The organism is Leeia aquatica (genome assembly GCF_012641365.1).
Classification (GTDB): domain Bacteria; phylum Pseudomonadota; class Gammaproteobacteria; order Burkholderiales; family Leeiaceae; genus Leeia; species Leeia aquatica.
This window is the reverse complement of the sequence record NZ_JABAIM010000001.1, coordinates 886,632-905,282: the sequence shown is the minus strand read 5'-3', so window position 1 is coordinate 905,282 and position 18,651 is coordinate 886,632. Positions and strand designations below refer to the sequence as shown.

Below are 18,651 nucleotides of genomic sequence, written 5' to 3'. Positions count from 1 at the left end.
GCGCGGGCCGGATCATGTTGCGAGCGCTCCTCATCCTGCTCGGGCTGCTGCCAGCCTTGGCTTGGGCCGAGGACACCGCCGCGCCACTGCAGGCGGGCCTGTGGGAAATCTCGACCGTGACCAGCCACAGCCTGATCGGCAAGCGGCCCAAATCGGTGCAACGCTGTCTGGAAGAAGCTCAGCTGCAACAGTGGCGCAGTGATCTGCATCGTTTGCTGGGTGACCAGAAGCAGCAGTGTGAAACCAGCCAGTTCAAGCAAGAAGGCAATCGCGCCAGCTGGCAGGCGCGCTGTGAGGGCAAGATTCCGGCCAAAGGCGCCGCCTGGCTGGTGTTTGATGACTCTACCCATTACCACGGTGAAGCCACGGCGCAGAGCCTCAATGGCTGGCCACCGGGTACCTTTCTCTCGGTATTTACCGCGCAGCGGCTGGGTGACTGCCCTGCGCCCTGACGGATTCAAGGAGTAAAGCATGTCTTTGGCGTTTGTGTTTCCCGGTCAAGGCTCCCAGTCGGTGGGCATGATGAATGCCTTTGCTGACGTGGCCGTGGTGCGTGACACCTTTGCAGAAGCCTCCGCCGTGCTCGGCTTTGACGTCTGGCAAATGGTGGCCGATGGTCCCAAGGAACAGCTGGATGCCACCATCAATACCCAGCCGCTGATGCTGACCGCCGATGTGGCGGTATACCGCGCCTGGCTGGCCCAAGGCGGCGCGGCACCCAGCGTGGTGGCCGGGCACAGCCTGGGCGAGTACGCAGCACTGGTAGCGGCGGGCAGTCTGGCATTTGCCGACGCGCTGAAACTGGTACGGCTGCGCGCAGAAGCCATGCAGGCGGCGGTGCCGGAAGGGACCGGCGCGATGGCTGCCATCCTCGGGCTGGACGACACCGTGCTGCAAGCCGCCTGTGACGAAGCGGCACAAGGCGAGGTGGTGGCCCCGGTCAACTTCAATTCGGCAGGCCAGACCGTGATCGCCGGCAACAAGGCGGCTGTCGAACGTGCCTGCGAGCTGGCCAAGGCCAAGGGGGCCAAGCGTGCCCTGCTGCTGCCGGTGTCGGTACCCTCGCACTGCGCGCTGATGAAACCGGCCGCCGACCGTCTGGCGGCTGCACTGGAGCAGATTCAGATCAATACCCCGGCGATTCCGGTGCTGCACAATGTCGACGTGTGCAGCCACAGCGATGCGGCCGCCATCAAGGCCGCGCTGGTGGCACAGCTGTACAGCCCGGTGCGCTGGGTGGAAACCGTGGCGGCGCTGGCCGCTCGTCCGGTAAGCGTGATTGCTGAGTGTGGCCCCGGCAAGGTGCTGGTGGGTCTCAACAAACGGGGTGCGCCGGACGCGCGCCATGTGGCGCTGGTCGAACCGGCGGCTTTTGCCGAGCTGGCCTGAGCCTCAACCCTTTAACCATCCGCAAGGAGTGGCAATGCTGAAAGACAAGATTGCGCTGGTCACCGGCGCATCACGCGGGATCGGACGTGCAATTGCACTGGAACTGGGGCGCATGGGCGCCACCGTGATCGGCACCGCGACCAGCGAAAGCGGCGCAGCCGCTATTTCGGACTATCTGAAAGAAGCCGGAGTGACTGGAGAAGGCCGCGTGCTGAACGTGAGCGATGCCGCCCAGCTGGACGCCATTGTGGCGGCCATCGAGAGCCAGCACGGTGCCATCACCATTCTGGTCAACAACGCCGGCATCACCCGCGACAATCTGCTGATGCGGATGAAAGACAGCGAGTGGGACGACATCATGAACACCAACCTCAAGCCGGTATTCCAGCTGTCACGACTGGTGATGCGCGGCATGATGAAGGCCCGCTGGGGCCGTATCATCAATATCGCCTCGGTGGTGGGTGCCACCGGCAACCCGGGGCAGACCAACTATTCCGCCGCCAAGGCCGGTCTGATGGGCTTCAGCAAGTCGCTGGCGCGTGAAGTGGGCAGCCGCAACATCACGGTGAACTGTGTGGCACCCGGTTTCATTGAAACCGACATGACCAAGGATCTGCCCGAAGCGCAGCGCGAAGCCTTGTTGGGACAGATTGCGCTGGGTCGGCTGGGCCAACCGGAAGAAATTGCGGCGGCGGTGGCGTATCTGGCCAGCCCGGCTGCAGGCTATGTCACCGGGCAAACCCTGCACGTGAATGGTGGCATGTATATGGGCTGATCCTGGCCCAAGGGCGTGATATTCTGGGCGGGCTCGCCGCGTGCGGGTCGGCCTTGAATGCGCGTTCAGTTTTAACGTTTTGTTTTTGAATGATTTTTTTGTTGCAGGCAGGCGGTTTGGGTTTTCCCGCAAATTTGCTACAATGCCTGCGCTTTATTGAATCCTGTTGAAAGGAATGGTTGAGTAAAAATGGAAAACATCGAAGCGCGTGTTAAAAAGATCGTTGCTGAACAACTCGGCGTGAGCGAAGCGGAAGTCAAGAACGAATCCTCCTTCGTCGACGATCTCGGCGCGGACTCGCTGGACACCGTCGAGCTGGTGATGGCCCTCGAAGAAGAGTTCGAGTGCGAAATCCCGGACGATCAGGCTGAAAAGATCACCACCGTGCAACAGGCGATCGACTACGTTAACGCCAACGTGGCCAAGTAAGCTGGATTCAAAGAACGGGCGCCCCGGGCGCCCGTTGCTTTACCGGACCGCTTTCCGGGATCGTGCTGCATCTGTAGCAGGATCTGAAAACAAGCACGGAGAAACCGTTGTCCAAGCGCAGAGTGGTAGTTACCGGGCTGGGTTTGCTGGCCCCGAACGGCAATGATGTCGCAACCGGCTGGGCCAATATCCTGGCAGGCAAGAGCGGCATTGCCCGTATTTCCCGTTTTGAAACCAGTGATCTGGCCTGCCAGATTGCCGGTGAAGTCAAAAATTTCGACCCGACCCAGTACATCTCGGCCAAGGATGCGCGCCGGATGGACTTGTTCATCCAGTATGGCATTGCTGCCGCCCTGCAGGCGGTGAGTGACGCCGGGCTGGACGACGCTGGCATTGACCCGACTCGTATCGGTGTCAATATCGGCTCCGGGATCGGCGGTCTGACCCTGATCGAAGAAACCGATGGCTTGCTGCGTGAACAAGGTCCGCGCAAGGTATCGCCGTTCTTCATCCCCGGCTCCATCATCAATATGGTGTCTGGTCAGGTGTCGATCATGAAGGGCTACAAAGGCCCGAGCTACGGCATCGTATCGGCCTGTACTACTGGCGCCCACTGCATCGGCGATTCGGCACGCATCATCGCCTATGGCGATGCGGACGTGATGGTGGCGGGCGGGACCGAAGCGGCGGTGACCCGCCTTGGCATGGCCGGCTTTGCTGCCGCCCGTGCACTCTCCACCCGCAATGATGATCCGGAAGCCGCTTCCCGACCGTGGGACATGGGCCGTGACGGCTTTGTGATGGGTGAGGGCGCGGGTGTCCTGATTCTGGAAGAGTACGAGCACGCCAAGAAGCGTGGTGCCCGTATTTACGCCGAGCTGGCCGGTTTTGGCATGAGCTCGGATGCGCACCACATGACGGCACCATGTGAAGACGGCGAAGGTGCGGCGCGCGGCATGCAGAATGCACTGCGCGATGCGGGCATCAATATCGATGAAGTGAACTACCTGAATGCCCACGGCACCTCCACCCCGCTGGGTGACATTGCCGAAACCATCGCCATCAAGCGCTGTTTTGGCGATCATGCGGCCAAGCTGGCGGTGAACTCCACCAAGTCGATGACCGGTCACCTGCTGGGTGGCGCGGGCGGGATTGAAGCGGTGTACTCTACCCTGGCCTTGCATCATCAGGTCAGCCCGCCGACCATCAATCTGCATGATCAGGACCCGGAGTGTGATCTCGACTACGTGCCGAACGAGGCGCGTGAGATGAAGATCGACGTGGCACTGTCCAATTCCTTTGGCTTTGGCGGTACCAACGGTACCCTGGTGTTCCGCCGCGTTTGACGCTGCGGGGTCCAGCCGTACAGCCGGCAAGGCGTTCTGCGCCTTGCCGGTTTTGTTTTGTGGGGCGCTCGTCAGCACCCCCGCCTTGAGGCAGAATGGCGACCATGAGCCGCACACGCATCCACCCCCTTGATATCGTCCCCGACCTGTTCCTGTTGGCCGCCCGCAATCCGGCGCAGTTCCCGGTACTGCTGCAATCCAGCGGCCCGGAAGGCTGGGATATTCTGCTGGCCTGCCCGCAGCCGGTTGCGCTGAGCAGCCCGGATGCGCTGTTCACCGTGCTGGATGCAGCGTGGCGTGCCGAGCAGCAGCCGGTGGACCCGGACCTGGCCGAGTTGCCGTTCCGTGGTGGCTGGTTTGTCTACTGTGGCTACGAGCTGCTGCACGAGATTGAACCGACCGTGCCACGCTTCCCCGCCACGCCGGATTTCCCGCAGGCATGTCTGCTGCGGGTGCCCGCCGCCATCCTGCACCGGCGCGACCGCAACCAGTCCATGCTGCTGCTGGAGGATGACGCCGCCCACCTGCTGCCGCAGTTGCTGGCTGCCTGCCACGATGCATCGCCCTTGCCACCGTGGCCGCCCGCCCGCGTGACCGCCTTGAACGAGGAAGACCCGGCGGTGTATCTGCGCAATATCCAGCGGGTGAAGCAATACATCCACGAGGGTGATGTCTTTCAGGTCAACCTGTCACGCCGCTGGGCCGCTGAGGTGGCCGACGGTTTTGACCCGCGCGCCTTGTACCGTCAGTTGCGTGAGGTGAACCCGGCCCCGTTCTCCGGGCTTGCTTGCCTGCCGGATGGGGAAGGGCAGGCCTGGGTGGTGTCGGCTTCGCCGGAGCGTTTGCTGCGCGTCTCGCACCAGGCAGGCGAGCGCCGTGCGGAAACGCGGCCGATTGCCGGTACCCACCCCCGTTCGACCGATCCGGATGAGGATGCCGCGCTGAAGGCCCGCCTGCTGGCCAGCCGCAAGGAGCGCGCCGAGCACATCATGCTGGTTGATCTGGAGCGCAATGACCTCGGGAGGGTGTGCAAGCCGGGCAGCGTGAAGGTGGATGAGCTGATGGCGGTGGCCAGCTACGCCTTTGTGCACCATATCGAATCCAATGTGCATGGCAATCTGCGTGACGACATCAGCCCGGCGCAAGCCATCCGGGCGCTGTTCCCTGGCGGCACCATCACCGGCTGCCCCAAGGTACGCACCATGCAGATCGTGCGTGAACTGGAAACTTCGCCGCGTTACGCCTATACCGGCAGTATGGGATTTGTGAACCGGGACGGCTCGCTGGACATGAACATCCTGATCCGCAGCTTCATGTATGCGCCACACCGAGCGGATGGGGCGCTATTGTTTCGCGCGGGCGGCGGCATTGTGGCGGACTCCGACCCCGAGCGCGAGCTGAACGAAACCCGCGCCAAGGTACGCGGTTTGCTGCGTGCGCTGGGTATCCAGCAATGACCACGCTCAGCTGGCTCAATGGTGCCGCCGCCAGCAGCATTCCGCTGGATGACCGTGGCTTCCTTTATGGCGATGGTGTGTTCCGCACCTTGCGGCGGGTGGCGGGCGAGGTACCGCTGTGGGATGCGCACCTCGACAAGCTGCACCGCGATGCCGAGGTGCTCGGCATCGGCATGCCGGAAGCCAGTGTGTGGCAGGCAGACCTGCAGGCCGCGCTGGCAGCATGGGGCGAGGCAGACGCGGTGATCAAGCTGACGCTGACCCGGGGGTGCGGCCCGCGTGGCTACCGCCCGCCGGATGGCATTCAGCCCAACCGCCTGCTGCAACTCAGCCCCTTGCCCCACTACCCGGAAAGCCACTACCAGCAGGGGGTGGACGTACAGCTGAGCGCGTTGCGGCTGGGCCACCAGCCGCAACTGGCCGGGATCAAACACCTGAACCGGCTGGATAATGTGCTGGCCCGCCAGGCCCTGCCGACCGAGCGCTTTTTTGAGGGCATTCTGCTGGATCAGGAGGGCTGGGTGGTGGAAGGCATCCAGAGCAACCTGATTGTGCGACTGGATGGCGAGCTGCTGACCCCAGCCTTGCGCCGCTGCGGGGTCGCCGGGCTGACCCGCGATCGCTGGATTGAGGCGTCGCGCAACAGTCGCCAGCCTTTGAAATGTGCCGACCTCACGCTGGAGATGGTGCTGGCGGCAGATCGCATGTGGCTATGCAACAGCCTGATCGGGGTGATGCCGGTACGAGAATTGCACCTCACACAACAGGTCAAGCAGTTTGCGGTGGAAGCGTTAAACTGCCCCTGAGCACCCCTGTCCCTAGGGACAGGTACGACCGTTATCCATCCCGTAACCCGCATGAATGCTGGATTTAGAAGCCCTATGGTTTTTTGGTGAAAGCTTGCATCATGAAAGTAATCTCCCTATACTCGATCGTGAATATACATTTACTAAACAAAACGGTCGGTGGACCGCATGCACAAGGCTGACCTTGGCGGGCAGCATTGCCCGATCGCCCAGACGCTGGAGCAGGTGGGGGAATGGTGGTCCCTGCTGATCGTTCGCAACCTGTTTTGCGGCATGAGTCGCTTTGATGCCCTGCAGCAGCATCTGGGGATCAGCAGCAATATTCTGGCAGCCCGCCTGAAGCGACTAACCACGCTGCAGATTGTCCAGCGTGAGGCCGACCCGCAGGACGGGCGAGCATGGCACTACCGTTTGACGGAAAAAGGCCAGGCGCTGGCCCCCTTGCTGGCGGCCATGGTGGACTGGGGGGAGGCATGGATGCCTCACCCGAAAGGTCGCAGGATACGTTTGATTGAGCGGCAGAGCCGCCAAGTGGTACGCCCTGTGCAGATCTTCTCACAGGCCGGTGTGCCGCTGGCGGCCACCGAACTGGATTTTGAGCCGGGCCCGGCAGCAGATGCGTCTGCACGGGCGCTGGCTGAAGCGGCCCGCACGCGCCGCTGAACCTGCTTCACGGCTTCCTAGGGAGCCTCCCCTGTTGCTTGCCCTGCCCAATGGCGGGGCCATCCTGCACACAGTGGCCTACCGGGCCGCTGGCGGCATCGACCGATGCCTGGCCGTCGTTTATGGCTACCCGCCAGAGATGACGCGCCTTCCATAACCATAATGCAGCCGCAACAGAGGAAGACCATGGATCACATCTGGCTCAAGTCCTATCCGGAAGGGATTCCGGCAAGCATCGACCCCTCCTGCTATCCCTCCCTGGTTCACCTGATGGAGGAGTCATTTACCCGCTATGCCGACCAGGCCGCCTGTGTCTGCATGGGTCACTACCTCAGCTATCGCGAGTTGGAGCAGTATTCCCGCCAGTTGGCGGCCTGGCTACAGTCACGCGGCCTGCATCGGGGATCCCGGGTGGCGGTGATGCTGCCCAATCTGCTGCACTACCCGATTGCGGTAGCCGCCATCCTGCGCGCTGGTTATACGGTGGTGAACGTCAATCCGCTGTATACCCCGCGTGAGCTGGCACACCAGCTGGAGGATTCCGGCGCTGAGGCCATCATTCTGCTGGAGCATTTTGCGCACACCCTGCAGGCGGTGGTGGCACAGACCCCGGTGAAGCATGTGCTGGTGGCCACGCTGGGCGACATGCAAGGTCTGGTGAAAGGGCCGGTGGTCAACTGGGTGGTCCGCCATGTGAAGAAAATGGTGCCGGCGTGGTCACTGCCGGGCGCCATCCCGTTCATGCAGGCGATCCGAAAAGGGGCGCATTTGCCCTTTGCCGCGCCCAGTCTGGGTCATGATGACATTGCCTTCCTGCAGTACACTGGAGGCACCACCGGCCTGTCCAAGGGCGCAATACTGACCCACCGTAATGTCATTGCCAACGTGCTGCAGAACGACAGCTGGGCCGGCCCGGTGCTGCGTGCGCCCGGCGTGGAGCGGCTGCATACCGTGTGTGCGCTGCCGCTATACCACATCCTGGCACTGACCGCCTGCCTGCTGATGGGCATGCGCTGGGGGGCCATGAACATCCTGATCCCGAACCCGCGCGACATTCCCGGTTTTATCGCCACCTTGCGCAAGCATCGTTTCCATTTTCTGCCGGGGGTGAATACCCTGTTCAACGCCATGCTCAACCATCCGGACTTTGCCAAGCTGGATTTCTCCAGCCTGCGCATTACCCTCGGCGGTGGCATGGCGGTGCAGCAGGCAGTGAGTGAACGCTGGCAGCAGGTCACCGGTTGCCCGATCCTCGAGGGCTATGGCTTGTCGGAAACGGCACCGACGGTCACCCTCAATCCACCGTTTCTCAAAACGTTCTCTGGCACGATTGGCTTGCCGATCCCCTCCACCGAAGTCCGCATCCTGGATGACGATGGTCGTACCTTGCCGCTGGGGGAGCCGGGGGAGATTGCCATCCGTGGCCCGCAGGTGATGCAGGGCTATTGGAACCGGCCTGATGAAACGGCGCTGGTGATGACGGCAGATGGCTTCTTCCGCTCCGGCGACATCGGGGTGATGGACGAGCAGGGCTTCGTCCGCGTGGTGGACCGCAAGAAGGACATGATCCTGGTCTCGGGCTTCAATGTGTACCCCAATGAAGTGGAAGGTGTGGTGGCCCAACACCCGGGCGTGCTGGAGTGCGCCTGCGTTGGCGTGCCAGACCCGCACTCCGGGGAGGCGGTCAAACTCTATGTGGTGCGGCGTGACCCGGAGCTGACTGAGGAGCTGCTGATGGCCTATTGCCGGGAGCAGCTCACCGGCTACAAACGGCCAAGACATATCGAATTCCGGGACGAATTGCCCAAGACCAATGTGGGCAAGATCCTGCGCCGCAAGCTGCGCGAGGAACGTCCGGTGGAACCTCAACCGGAGCGGATCGCCGCCTGAGCCCGGGCCGGGCTGCGATAGCCCGGCCCGCCGGAATCCTTCCTGAAACCCTGCCCGCAGGGCCTGACATGCTGCCAGACCGGCGGCAGGGCGGTGCTCAGCCGGACCGCGTGGTTTGAGGAAGGTTTCTGCAGGAACCCCTTAAGGCGACAGCCCCCTTTTTGACCCCCACAAGGACGCGAATGATGGACAGCACGACACTGGAAAACCCGATCATCCTCGACGACAAAAGCCACAAGATGGTGCAGACGCTGATCAATGCGTCACATCGCAAGCTGCTGCAGCTCGATAAGGTGGTGGACTGGGAACAGGGCATTGATTTCAGCAAACCACCCAAGCTGGAAGAAACCGGCTGGCTGTACGGCACCGAATACTGGGAGCGCATGACGCCCGAGCAGCGCACGGAGTCCCTGTGGCTGGAAACGGCGCGCGACGTGTCTTACTTCATCTGGCTGGAACAGGCACTGCCCGAGCTGTATGTGGGCTATGTCAACAAATTCCATGCCCAGCTGGAGCCGGATGTGCGGGAGTATCTGATGATCTTTTCGCGGGAAGAGATCATGCACACCCTGATGTTCCGTCGTTACCTGAAAGCGGCCAATCTGGAGATGTGGAGCCATCCGGAAAACATCCCGCAGTTTTCCAGCTTTGAGCGGCAGTTGCCGGACCTGCACCCGGTGTACGGCATTCTGTGGAACTTCCTGATCGAATGGTTTGCCGAGATGAACTCCATCTATCAAACCCAGCATGATGTGATCGACCCGCTGACCCGCACCATGTTCCGTGAGCACCATCTGGAAGAGGTGCGCCATATCGCCTTCGCCAAGAACGTGGTCGAAAACTACTACCGGCAGGCCCCGGCGGCCGATACCGCCAGGCTGAGCGAGTTTTTCCGCAAGGGCTATGTCTTCCTGCTGGAGGAATACACCTATATGCCGGAGATAGCCCGCTTCGCCAGCTTTGATTACCCGATTCAGCCGGGCGACCACGAGGCGATCCGCAAGGTGCGCTACTCGGAGCATAACCAGAAGCTGAATGCGGCACGTTTTGCCGAGATTACCGACTGGTGTCGCCAGTACGGCATCGTTGACTGAGCACGCTCACCATCCGCCGCTGCCTGATTAAAGGGCGGCGGATGCCCCCTTCATGCAGCATCAGGCCGATACAAGCAGGAGCCATACCATGCTGGACATCATTCAACACCCGGGGCAGCGGGTCGAAATCCGATTGCAGCGCCCACCCTATAACCTGATCGACCGCGCCATGCTGCTGCAGCTGCGGCATGCCCTGAGCGAAGCTGAGCGGCAGGGGCAGCAAGGCATTGTGCTGTCAGGCCAGCCGGGCGTGTTTTCGGCAGGGATCGACCTGCCTTTCTTGCTAACGGCAGACCGTGAGCAGGTGCGTGCTTACTGGCAACAGGTGTTTCTGCTGGCGGCGGAGCTGGCGCACAGCCCACTGCCGGTCTGTGCTGCCCTCACTGGGCATGCGCTGGCCGCCGGGGCGTTGCTGGCCGTGTTTGCTGACTATCGCGTGATGAGCGTGGGCGAGGGGCGTATCGGCTTCAGCGAGGTATGCGTAGGCGTCTGCCTGCCACCCTGTTTCCGACTGGCGGTAGAGCGGGTGGTGGGTGCCCGCCATGCCGAGCGCCTGCTGGTCTGGGGCGAGAGCTGCGACCCGGCGCGCGCGCTGCAGCTGGGGCTGGTGGATGAGCTGGTGCCACCGGGGCAGGAGCTGGCACAGGCGCTGCGTCAGCTAGAACAGTTGTCACGCCTGCCCAGCCACAGTTTCCAGACCATGCGCCAGGCGGCTCGGGCCTCTTTGCGAGAAGCGTTTGCGGACATCAACCAATTGCCGGTGGACGAGTTCGTGGAAGGTTTCCTGGCCCCAACTACCCAGGCTTTGCTGCGGCAAACTTTGCTGAGCCTGTCCAGCCAAGGGAAACGGGTCGCGGCCTGAACCGCACCAAGCCTGGTCTTACGCGCCTTGCTCACGCCAGGCTTGGTCGGCCAGCGCAAAGGTGGCTGCTACCGAGGGGCGTGTATTGGCGCGCTGCCAGTAGTCTGCGATCAATGGCCGGTCGTCAAAGGAGAGGAACTGCCTGGCGTAGTACAAACCGGGCAGTGCGGCGCAATCGGCCATGGAGAAGGCACCGGCCAGCCATGGGCCGTTTGACAGGGCCTGCTCCAGCATGGGGTAAGCTGCTGTCAGCCATTTCTTTGCCTTGCGTTCTGCACGCTCATCCGCCTGGCGAATACCCAGCTGCAGGTGCAGCAGGGTGAGCGCGGCATCATTCAGGCACTGGTCAAACAGGCGGTCCAGCAGGCGGACCTGCCGTGCTGCCTCGCGTTCTGCCGGAATCAGGCAGGGGCCGTGGCTGGGGTAGTGATCTTGCAGGTACTCGATGATGATGCTGGATTCCGGTATCTGCTGGCCGTCGTCCGTTTCCAGCATCGGGATGCGACCGAGCGGGTAGTGCGCCTCATGGCGCTGGCGCACCGCACGGTCGCGCAGATTGAGCACCTGCAGCGTCACCGGCAGCCCTTTCTCGTACAAGGCGATCAGGGCTTTCTGTGAGTAGGTGGACATGGGGTTCATGTACAGCTGCATGCGTGCTCCTCCGGGGGCGCTGCTGCTTACAGTACCGTACGCAGACGCCATAGCTCCGGGAACAGTACCACATCCAGCATGCGGCGCAGATAGCTGGCGCCTTCGGTGCCGCCGGTACCCCGCTTGAAGCCGATGATGCGCTCTACTGTGGTCAGGTGGCGGAAGCGCCACAGGCGGAAGGCGTCTTCCAGGTCGACCAGTTTTTCCGCCAGCTGGTAGAAATTCCAGTGCTGTTGCGGGTTCTGGTACACCTGCAGCCAGGCGGCTTCCACCGACTCATCATGTGTGGTGGGTTGCTGCCAGTCGCGCTGCAGGCGGTCTGGGGCAATGCTGAAACCGTGGCGTGCCAGCAACTGGATGGCCTCGTCGTACAGCGAAGGGGCCTTCAGTTCGGCTTCGACCTCAGCCAGCACTTCGGCACGGTGGGCGTGCGGCTTGAGCATGGCCGCGTTCTTGTTGCCGAGGATGAACTCGATCTCGCGGTACTGGTAGGACTGGAAGCCGGAGGATTGCCCCAGATAGGGGCGCATCGCGGTGTATTCTGGCGGCGTCATGGTGGCCAGGACATTCCAGGCCTGTACCAGCTGCTCCATGATGCGGGATACCCGCGCCAGCATCTTGAACGCTTCCGGCAGGTGTTCATCGCGCACCGCCTTGCGGGCGGCATGCAGCTCGTGCAGCATCAGCTTCATCCACAGCTCGCTGGTCTGGTGCTGCACGATGAACAGCATCTCGTTATGGTCGGGTGACAGCGGATGCTGTGCATTCAGGATCTGCTCCAGCGCCAGATAGTCGCCGTAGCTCATGCTCTTGGCAAAGTCCAGCTGGGCGCCGTGCCAGCCATCGGCTTGGTTTGGGGTCGTCATTCGGATTCTCCGGTCAAGTTACCGCGCCACGGCGGTGGAAACGTTCCTGATTCCAGCCCTCGGTTTGCAGCAGGTCGAGCAGGATGCTGACTGCGTCCCACACGTCCTGGTAACGGGTGTACAGCGGGGTAAAGCCAAAACGCATGATCTGCGGTTCGCGGTAGTCGCCAATCACGCCGCGCTCGATCAGTGCCTGCATCACGGCAAAACCCTGCGGATGGGTAAAGCTGACCTGGCTGCCGCGCCGGGCGGGATCGCGCGGGGTGATCAGTTGTAGCGGGTAGCCCGCACAGCGGGTTTCCACCAGATTGATGAACAGCGAGGTCAGCGCCAGCGACTTTTGTCGCAGTGCCGCCATGCTGGTCTGCTCGAAGATGTCCAGACCGCAACCCACCAGCGACATCGACACGATGCCCTGGGTGCCGCACAGGAAGCGGCCAACGTCGCCACTTGGCTGATAGCCAGGCTCCATGGCAAACGGCCGGGCATGCCCCCACCAGCCAGACAGCGGCTGCTCGAAGCGGCCTTGCAGGCGCTTGGGTACCCACAGGAAAGCCGGTGAGCCCGGGCCGCCATTCAGGTATTTGTAGGTACAGCCGATCGCATAGTCCGCATTGGCCCCGTTCAGGTCGACCGGCACGGCACCGGCGGAGTGCGCCAGATCCCACACCATCAGCGCGCCGTGCTGGTGCACCTGCGCGGTCACCGCCGCCATGTCGTAAAGGTGGCCGGTCTGGTAATGCACATGGGTCAGCATCACCACCGCCACCTGATCGTCCAGCGCACTCGCCAGCTGCGCGGGGTCGTCGATCAGCCGCAGGGTCCAGCCCGCACTGCCGAAGTCACCCAGCAAACGGGTTAGCCCTTCTGCCATATACAGGTCGGTGGGGAAATTGCTGCGCTCGGACACAATCACCCGGCGACCCGGTGCGTCCTGTTGCTGCTGGCGCAGGGCGGCCGCCAGCACCTTGAACAGGTTGATCGAGGTGGAATCGGTCACCACCACCTCGTCGTCTGCGGCGCCAATCAGGCGGGCGACACGGTTTCCCAGCGTGCGCGGCAGCGCAAACCAGCCGGCATCGTTCCAGCTGCGGATCAGCTGCTCGCCCCATTCCTGGCTCACCACCTGCTGGGCGCGTGCCAGTGAGGCCTTGGGGCGGGCGCCCAGTGAATTGCCATCGAGGTAAATCACCCCTTCCGGCAATGCAAACTGCTCCCGCAGCGGCGCCAGTGGATCACTCGCGTCCAGTCGCAGGCAGTCTTCCCGGTGTTGTACCATGCTTCGCTTCCTTTCCGTTGTCACGCTAATTCGCGCAGCACGGCACGCACCGGGCTGGCATCCAGGTCCATCAGTTTCAGCGGCAGGGCGATCAGCTCGTAATCGCCTGCGGTAATCTCATCCAGCACCAGGCCTTCCAGAATCGCCATGCCGTACTGGCGCACCCGCTGGTGACTGTCCATCGTCTTGGAGCTTTCCGGGTCCAGCGACGGGGTGTCGATGCCGATCAGCTTCACCCCTTGTGCGGCCAGCAGGTCAAGGGTGGCTGGCGCAATCGCGCAAAACTGGCTGTCCCACGCTGTCAGCGGGGCCTGCCGGTAGGTACGCAGCAGGATGCGCGGTGGGCAGTCTGTCAGCCAGGGGGCGACATCAGCGGGCTCCACCAGCGGGCGTCGATCCAGACAGTGAATCACCCGGCACGGCCCCAGATAAGGCTCCAGCGAAACCGCACCGATCGCCGCGCCGTCCGCGCTGTAGTGCAAGGGCGCATCCGCATGAGCGCCGGTATGCGGGGAGAGCGTCAGCCGTCCGACATTAACCGGGCAGTGCTCATCCAGTTGCCACACCCGCTCACTGTGAAAAGCGGTATCGCCGGGCCAGACCGGGGTGTGCCGGCTGAGCGGCGGGTTGATGTCCCATATGCGCATGCTGTGCTCCTGTGCGGTTTCTGCTGCTCATCATAGGCAATTCAGTGCGCAATGTGCTTGCGAAACATTGCTTGTTGAGCTTATAAAGTAGAATATTTTGCGAACAAAATGGAAATTGATGGTTGATTATGCAAAGTCTTTCGCTGGATGCTTTGGACCTGCGCATTCTGAGCCTGCTGCAGCAGGACGGGCGCATCAGTAACCAGACCCTGGCGGAGCGGGTGGCCTTGTCGCCTTCGGCCTGCTTGCGGCGGGTGCGTCTGCTGGAAGAAGCGGGCGCGATCGCTGGCTATCAGGCGATCCTTGATGCACGGCGGCTGGGGCTGGAGCTGGAGGCCATCGTGCAGGTGTCGATGCGGCAGGACATGGAAGGCTGGCACGAGTCCTTTCTGGACGCGGTGCAGCAGTGGCCGGAGGTGGTGGCGGCCTATATTGTGACCGGTGACAGCAATTACATCCTGCGGGTGCGCGCGCGCAATCTGCAGGAGTACTCCGAGTTCGCCATCAATCGCCTGTACAAGACCCGGGGGGTGATGGACATTCGCAGCAATATCGTGATGCAGCGGATCAAGGACAGTGAGGGGCGCTTACCGATGGATTTGCTGCGGCGCTGACACCGGAGAGGGCGGCACCCCATGCGCACGCCGCCCCCGCCACGCCAGCAGCACACTCAGTATCACCAGCGCCGCCATGGTGGTGAGCAAGGCTGGATAGGCCTGTAGCAGTGGCATGCGCGGCTGCAGCGCTTCCAGCGCATAGCCAAAGCCGGACTGGGTGAGGAAGGCGATCACGAAGTTGACCAGATTGAGGGCGGTATTGGCCCGGCCCGCCAGTTGCGGGTCAAAGCGCGCGGTCATCACCGCGTACGCCAGATTGCCCGCCATGGCGGTAAAGCTGTAGCTGCCGATCAGCAGCAAGGCAGGCCAGTCCGGGTTCCAGGCCAGCAGCAGCAAGGCGCTTCCGTTCAAGGCCGCCACGCCGCACAGCAGGGTGAGCGGGGCGATGCCGCGCTTTTGCAGGCGCGACGCCACCTGCCCCCATAGCAAGGCACCGCAAGTGGCTACCAGCGCCAGCTGGAACAGCAGATGATCGACTGTCGCTCCCGGCAGTTGCCGTACATCCCGCAACCATTGCGCCAGCCACAAGCCCTGCATCGCCATGTGTAGGCCCATCACCAGCGCCCCGAGCGGGGCCAGCGACCAGAAACGGCGCTGGCGGAACAGTTGCCCTACGGCCTGCATGCTGTCGCGCAATGATTCCTGCGGCCTCGCCTGTGCCGGTTCCGGCACCACCCGCCACTGGATGAAGGCGGCGAGCACACCCACCCCGACCAGCAGCATGAACAGGCCCTGAAAGCCCAGCTGGCTCAGGAGCCAGGCCACCGGCAGGGTGGCGACGATGGAACCGGCCAGCCCGGCAAACAGGATCCAGCTGTTCAGCGCTGGCAAGCGGTGCAGCGGGAACCACTCGGTATTGGCCTTGATGGCACACATCAGGCAGCCGGAGACGCCCAGGCCGATCAGCGCCCGCCCCAGCATCAGCCCCGCACTGCTGCTGGCCAGCCCGAACACGGCGCAGCCCGCTGCGGCGACCAGCAACAGCGCAGCATTCAAACGGCGCGGACCCAGCCGGTCCATCAGGATACCCAGCGGCAACTGCGCCAAGGCGAAGGTGAAGAAGTAAGCCGAGGTCAGCGCCCCCAGCTCGGCCTTGCTCAGCCCCATTTCATGGGTCAGCCACGGCGCAATCACCGCATTGACGGTACGCAGCAGGTAAGAGAAAAAATAACCAAGGGCAAACGGCAGCAGGATACGCGCAGGGTGATACACGGTGGGACCATGGCTTTCAGGGCATGGCTGCAGTATACGGGGGGATGGCCGCCAGCGACAGGACCTATCCGGCCAGATCAGGCGCTGCCACTGGTGGTATGGGTTTGCAGCCACTGCTGCAGGTGGTCGAGGAAGGCGGCGACCTTGGACGACAGCATGCGGCGCTGCGGGTAAACCGCAAACAGGGTGTCCAGCTGGTCATCCACCACTGATTGCCAGTCTGGCAACACCCGCACCAGCCGCCCGGCACCGAGATCGGCCGCCACCAGCCGCTCGACAAAGCGGCAGATACCCATGCCGGCAAGCGTCATGGAGCGCAGGGTTTCGGTGCAGTTGCTCTGCATATTGCCGCTCGGTGTGATCCGTTCGCGGCGTTGCCCTTTCTGAAATTGCCACACCATGTCGCGGTTACCCCGGTTGTAGGGGATGCAGTTGTGCTGCTCGAGATCGGCAGGCTGGCGCGGCTGGCCGTATCGGGCCAGGTATTGTGGGCTGGCACACAGAATACGCTCGAAGTGAAAGAGCGGGCGGGCCACCACCGTGCTGTCGTAGAGGGTTCCTTGACGGATGCCCAGGTCAAACCCGGCTTCGATCAGGTTGATGTAATCATCGGTCTGCTGCAGGTCGAGCTTGACCTGCGGGTAACGCTCCAGAAAGGAGGGCAAGGCCGGGGCCAGATACAGATTGGTCAGGGTGTGCGGTGCCGTCATCCGCAGGATGCCACTGGGCTGCTGGGCAAAGCGGTTGAGCACCGCCGAGCCGCTCTCAAAGGCGTCCAGCATCGCCAGTGCATGGGGCAGGAAGTGGCGTCCGGCCTCGGTGAGCGCCACGCTGCGGGTCGAGCGGTGCAGCAGGCGGCTGTCCAACTGTTGCTCCAGCTGCTGGATCTGGCGGGTTACGGTCGACGGAGTCAGACCAAAGCGGCTGGCGGCAGAGGCAAAACTGCCATGTTCGGCGACATGGACAAACAGTTGCAAGGCTTGCAGGGTCAGCATTGTTGCTCACATCGCAATAAACTCATTCAAGCCTAGCCGCACACCGCAGTTTTCGCAATACGGGAAACGACGGGGAACTGTCCACAGAATGCAACAAATGCTGAAGCGGCGACTGGTATCGTTACCAAATCTGCCCGCTGCCCTGGGCGGCCAGTGGGGAGGCGGCTGTTTGGGCGGATGGTTTGCAAGTGGTTTTGCCCACGAGCAGACCGATGCCTCACCACCCGCGATGCAGCAAAAATCCTTGCCGGACATGGCTTGCATCAGCTCCCGGCTTGTGGCTAGATGAAGGCGAGGTCAGGACAAAGATCCGGCCCACAAACCCGGCTACGGGTATAAAAATACAGCGCATCCCCGGATTCGCTACCTTGGAGAACCTGTCAATGAATCTGCTGCAACGTCTGTCCATCGCGCTGGCGATCGGACTGGGCTGCGGCCTGCCCGCTGCGCAGGCTGAACCGGCGCCGCTCGCCCACGGCAAACAAGTGGTGGCTTACCTGCGCACCTGGCCGCTAGGCTCCCGTGCGGCGGAGCAGGACAAGGGCGTGCACTGGCAAGCCTCGCAGATACGCGGCGACCAGCTGACCATGCTCAATATCAGCTTTGCCCTGCTGCGCAATGGCAGTGAGGTCTACCTGCCGGACCTTGAACCCCGCCCGGATTCGACCAAGCAAAGCACCATTGCCCCGTTCTCCACCCTGTGGGATGAGGTGGCGACGCTGCAGCAGCGCTACCCGCATCTCAAGGTGAACCTGTCGATTGGCGGCTGGGGCGCGGATGGTTTTTCCGACATGGCCGCAGACCCGGCCTTGCGGCAGGCCTTCATTAACAATGTGCTGAAGCTGGTGGAGCAGCACCGGCTGGCCGGGGTCGACATCGACTGGGAATACCCGGTCGGGCCGGACTGGGGCCTGCCGATCAAAACCCGTCCGCAGGACCGCGACAACTTCCCGGCCCTGCTCGAAGCCCTGCGTGCGGCGCTGGACCAGTTGGGCCAGCGCACCGGGCAGCGTTATGGCCTCTCGGTAGCCGTGCCCGCCAACATCTGGTACACCCAGAAAAATGATGTACCGCGCATCACCCGTAGCGTGGATTACCTCAAGGTGATGGCGTACGACATCTACGGTGGCTGGAGCAAGCAGACCGGGCACCATACCAACTTGTTTCAGCGTCCGGATGACCCGGCCTGGGGCGGCTGGAGCGCCAAGCAGAGCATGGAGCTGTACCTGAATGCAGGCGTTCCGGCCAGCAAGCTGCTGCTGGGTACCGCCTTCTACGGTGTGGCCTGGAAGGGCGTGAAAAACGAAAACCACGGCCTGTTCCAGCCTTTTACCGCGCCCGCCTACCCGGATGGAGTCTCCTGGGGCGACATCCAGGGTCTGCTGACCAAAGGCTATACCCGCTACTGGGACGATGTGGCCAAAGCCCCCTGGCTGTATAACGGCGACGAGATGATCAGCTACGAAGACGCCGAAAGCACCCGCGCCAAGGCCGCGTGGGCCAAACAACAAGGGCTGGCCGGCATCATGGTGTGGGAGTACGGCCATAACCTGGATGGCAGCCTGTTTGAAGCCATCAATCAGGGGCTGGCGCCCTAGCCGGGGCCGCATCGCAAGTTGCCATGACAGCGCGAGGTACGCGGTGTCATGGCAATCTGAATGGCCGTCTGTCGC

General features: G+C 62.7%; 19 protein-coding genes. 13 read left to right on the top strand and 6 right to left on the bottom strand.

What is annotated here, in order from left to right; translation table 11 throughout:
• Window positions 1-14 precede the first annotated feature (14 nt).
• From HF682_RS04685 to HF682_RS04635, 11 genes are all read left to right on the top strand, one after another.
• Entirely contained in the window at window positions 15-452 is a 438-nt protein-coding gene (locus HF682_RS04685; RefSeq protein ID WP_168876060.1) for a DUF3617 domain-containing protein, read from the top strand.
• A gap of 19 nt (window positions 453-471) precedes the next feature.
• Window positions 472-1,389: an ACP S-malonyltransferase gene (gene fabD, locus HF682_RS04680; protein WP_168876059.1), complete on the top strand. Its 918-nt coding sequence runs from the start codon at window positions 472-474 to the stop codon at window positions 1,387-1,389.
• Window positions 1,390-1,423: 34 nt separating this feature from the next.
• The gene (fabG, locus tag HF682_RS04675) at window positions 1,424-2,164 is read left to right on the top strand and encodes a 3-oxoacyl-ACP reductase FabG (RefSeq protein ID WP_168876058.1); all 741 of its coding nucleotides are present in this window, start codon (window positions 1,424-1,426) and stop codon (window positions 2,162-2,164) included.
• A gap of 189 nt (window positions 2,165-2,353) precedes the next feature.
• Window positions 2,354-2,593 carry an acyl carrier protein gene (gene acpP / locus HF682_RS04670; protein WP_168876057.1) on the top strand — a complete coding sequence of 80 codons (240 nt, stop codon included), beginning with the start codon at window positions 2,354-2,356 and terminating at the stop codon, window positions 2,591-2,593.
• 107 nt (window positions 2,594-2,700) lie between these two features.
• Complete coding sequence (fabF, locus tag HF682_RS04665; RefSeq protein WP_168876056.1) at window positions 2,701-3,939, top strand: beta-ketoacyl-ACP synthase II; 1,239 nt, start codon at window positions 2,701-2,703, stop codon at window positions 3,937-3,939.
• Window positions 3,940-4,043: 104 nt separating this feature from the next.
• Window positions 4,044-5,396 (top strand): aminodeoxychorismate synthase component I, encoded by a 1,353-nt coding sequence (locus tag HF682_RS04660; protein WP_168876055.1) that lies wholly within the window; start codon window positions 4,044-4,046, stop codon window positions 5,394-5,396.
• A complete protein-coding gene (gene pabC, locus HF682_RS04655; protein WP_168876054.1) occupies window positions 5,393-6,202 on the top strand; it encodes an aminodeoxychorismate lyase in 810 nt (269 codons plus the stop codon). The genes HF682_RS04660 and pabC overlap by 4 nt, the downstream gene beginning before the upstream one ends.
• Window positions 6,203-6,370: 168 nt before the next feature.
• Window positions 6,371-6,865, top strand: a complete 495-nt coding sequence (locus tag HF682_RS04650; protein ID WP_168876053.1) for a winged helix-turn-helix transcriptional regulator — start codon at window positions 6,371-6,373, stop codon at window positions 6,863-6,865.
• A 186-nt stretch (window positions 6,866-7,051) separates the two neighbouring features.
• Window positions 7,052-8,755 carry a long-chain-fatty-acid--CoA ligase gene (locus HF682_RS04645; protein ID WP_168876052.1) on the top strand — a complete coding sequence of 568 codons (1,704 nt, stop codon included), beginning with the start codon at window positions 7,052-7,054 and terminating at the stop codon, window positions 8,753-8,755.
• A gap of 182 nt (window positions 8,756-8,937) precedes the next feature.
• Window positions 8,938-9,849 (top strand): diiron oxygenase, encoded by a 912-nt coding sequence (locus HF682_RS04640; protein ID WP_168876051.1) that lies wholly within the window; start codon window positions 8,938-8,940, stop codon window positions 9,847-9,849.
• An 88-nt stretch (window positions 9,850-9,937) separates the two neighbouring features.
• The gene (locus HF682_RS04635) at window positions 9,938-10,711 is read left to right on the top strand and encodes an enoyl-CoA hydratase/isomerase family protein (RefSeq protein ID WP_168876050.1); all 774 of its coding nucleotides are present in this window, start codon (window positions 9,938-9,940) and stop codon (window positions 10,709-10,711) included.
• A gap of 18 nt (window positions 10,712-10,729) precedes the next feature.
• On the opposite strand, the gene HF682_RS04630 is transcribed toward HF682_RS04635, so the two are convergent.
• The 4 genes from HF682_RS04630 to kynB are packed head-to-tail and all read right to left on the bottom strand — an operon-like array spanning window position 10,730 to window position 14,154.
• Window positions 10,730-11,362: a glutathione S-transferase family protein gene (locus HF682_RS04630; protein WP_168876049.1), complete on the bottom strand. Its 633-nt coding sequence runs from the start codon at window positions 11,360-11,362 to the stop codon at window positions 10,730-10,732.
• A 26-nt stretch (window positions 11,363-11,388) separates the two neighbouring features.
• Entirely contained in the window at window positions 11,389-12,228 is an 840-nt protein-coding gene (gene kynA, locus HF682_RS04625) for a tryptophan 2,3-dioxygenase (protein WP_168876048.1), read from the bottom strand.
• Between the two features lie 13 nt (window positions 12,229-12,241).
• The gene (gene kynU / locus HF682_RS04620) at window positions 12,242-13,507 is read right to left on the bottom strand and encodes a kynureninase (protein WP_168876047.1); all 1,266 of its coding nucleotides are present in this window, start codon (window positions 13,505-13,507) and stop codon (window positions 12,242-12,244) included.
• A gap of 20 nt (window positions 13,508-13,527) precedes the next feature.
• Window positions 13,528-14,154, bottom strand: coding sequence for an arylformamidase (gene kynB / locus HF682_RS04615; protein ID WP_168876046.1), 627 nt, complete (start codon window positions 14,152-14,154; stop codon window positions 13,528-13,530).
• A 128-nt stretch (window positions 14,155-14,282) separates the two neighbouring features.
• Between kynB and HF682_RS04610 the strand changes: the two genes are divergently transcribed.
• Window positions 14,283-14,768, top strand: coding sequence for an Lrp/AsnC family transcriptional regulator (locus tag HF682_RS04610; protein WP_168876045.1), 486 nt, complete (start codon window positions 14,283-14,285; stop codon window positions 14,766-14,768).
• On the opposite strand, the gene HF682_RS04605 is transcribed toward HF682_RS04610, so the two are convergent.
• The gene (locus HF682_RS04605) at window positions 14,742-15,983 is read right to left on the bottom strand and encodes an MFS transporter (RefSeq protein ID WP_168876044.1); all 1,242 of its coding nucleotides are present in this window, start codon (window positions 15,981-15,983) and stop codon (window positions 14,742-14,744) included. The genes HF682_RS04610 and HF682_RS04605 overlap by 27 nt on opposite strands.
• A 77-nt stretch (window positions 15,984-16,060) precedes the next feature.
• Complete coding sequence (locus HF682_RS04600) at window positions 16,061-16,978, bottom strand: LysR family transcriptional regulator (protein WP_168876043.1); 918 nt, start codon at window positions 16,976-16,978, stop codon at window positions 16,061-16,063.
• Window positions 16,979-17,361: 383 nt separating this feature from the next.
• Here HF682_RS04600 and HF682_RS04595 point away from each other — a divergent pair, with 383 nt between their 5' ends.
• Window positions 17,362-18,576 (top strand): glycoside hydrolase family 18 protein, encoded by a 1,215-nt coding sequence (locus tag HF682_RS04595; RefSeq protein WP_168876042.1) that lies wholly within the window; start codon window positions 17,362-17,364, stop codon window positions 18,574-18,576.
• The last annotated feature ends 75 nt before the right edge of the window (window positions 18,577-18,651 follow it).

Coding starts and splice junctions, on each gene's coding strand:
- HF682_RS04685 (WP_168876060.1), top strand. CDS start 15: ATGTTGCGAGCGCTCCTCATCCTGCTCGGGCTGCTGCCAGCCTTGGCT.
- fabD (WP_168876059.1), top strand. CDS start 472: ATGTCTTTGGCGTTTGTGTTTCCCGGTCAAGGCTCCCAGTCGGTGGGC.
- fabG (WP_168876058.1), top strand. CDS start 1,424: ATGCTGAAAGACAAGATTGCGCTGGTCACCGGCGCATCACGCGGGATC.
- acpP (WP_168876057.1), top strand. CDS start 2,354: ATGGAAAACATCGAAGCGCGTGTTAAAAAGATCGTTGCTGAACAACTC.
- HF682_RS04660 (WP_168876055.1), top strand. CDS start 4,044: ATGAGCCGCACACGCATCCACCCCCTTGATATCGTCCCCGACCTGTTC.
- pabC (WP_168876054.1), top strand. CDS start 5,393: ATGACCACGCTCAGCTGGCTCAATGGTGCCGCCGCCAGCAGCATTCCG.
- HF682_RS04650 (WP_168876053.1), top strand. CDS start 6,371: ATGCACAAGGCTGACCTTGGCGGGCAGCATTGCCCGATCGCCCAGACG.
- HF682_RS04645 (WP_168876052.1), top strand. CDS start 7,052: ATGGATCACATCTGGCTCAAGTCCTATCCGGAAGGGATTCCGGCAAGC.
- HF682_RS04640 (WP_168876051.1), top strand. CDS start 8,938: ATGATGGACAGCACGACACTGGAAAACCCGATCATCCTCGACGACAAA.
- HF682_RS04635 (WP_168876050.1), top strand. CDS start 9,938: ATGCTGGACATCATTCAACACCCGGGGCAGCGGGTCGAAATCCGATTG.
- HF682_RS04630 (WP_168876049.1), bottom strand. CDS start 11,362: ATGCAGCTGTACATGAACCCCATGTCCACCTACTCACAGAAAGCCCTG.
- kynA (WP_168876048.1), bottom strand. CDS start 12,228: ATGACGACCCCAAACCAAGCCGATGGCTGGCACGGCGCCCAGCTGGAC.
- kynU (WP_168876047.1), bottom strand. CDS start 13,507: ATGGTACAACACCGGGAAGACTGCCTGCGACTGGACGCGAGTGATCCA.
- kynB (WP_168876046.1), bottom strand. CDS start 14,154: ATGCGCATATGGGACATCAACCCGCCGCTCAGCCGGCACACCCCGGTC.
- HF682_RS04610 (WP_168876045.1), top strand. CDS start 14,283: ATGCAAAGTCTTTCGCTGGATGCTTTGGACCTGCGCATTCTGAGCCTG.
- HF682_RS04600 (WP_168876043.1), bottom strand. CDS start 16,978: ATGCTGACCCTGCAAGCCTTGCAACTGTTTGTCCATGTCGCCGAACAT.
- HF682_RS04595 (WP_168876042.1), top strand. CDS start 17,362: ATGAATCTGCTGCAACGTCTGTCCATCGCGCTGGCGATCGGACTGGGC.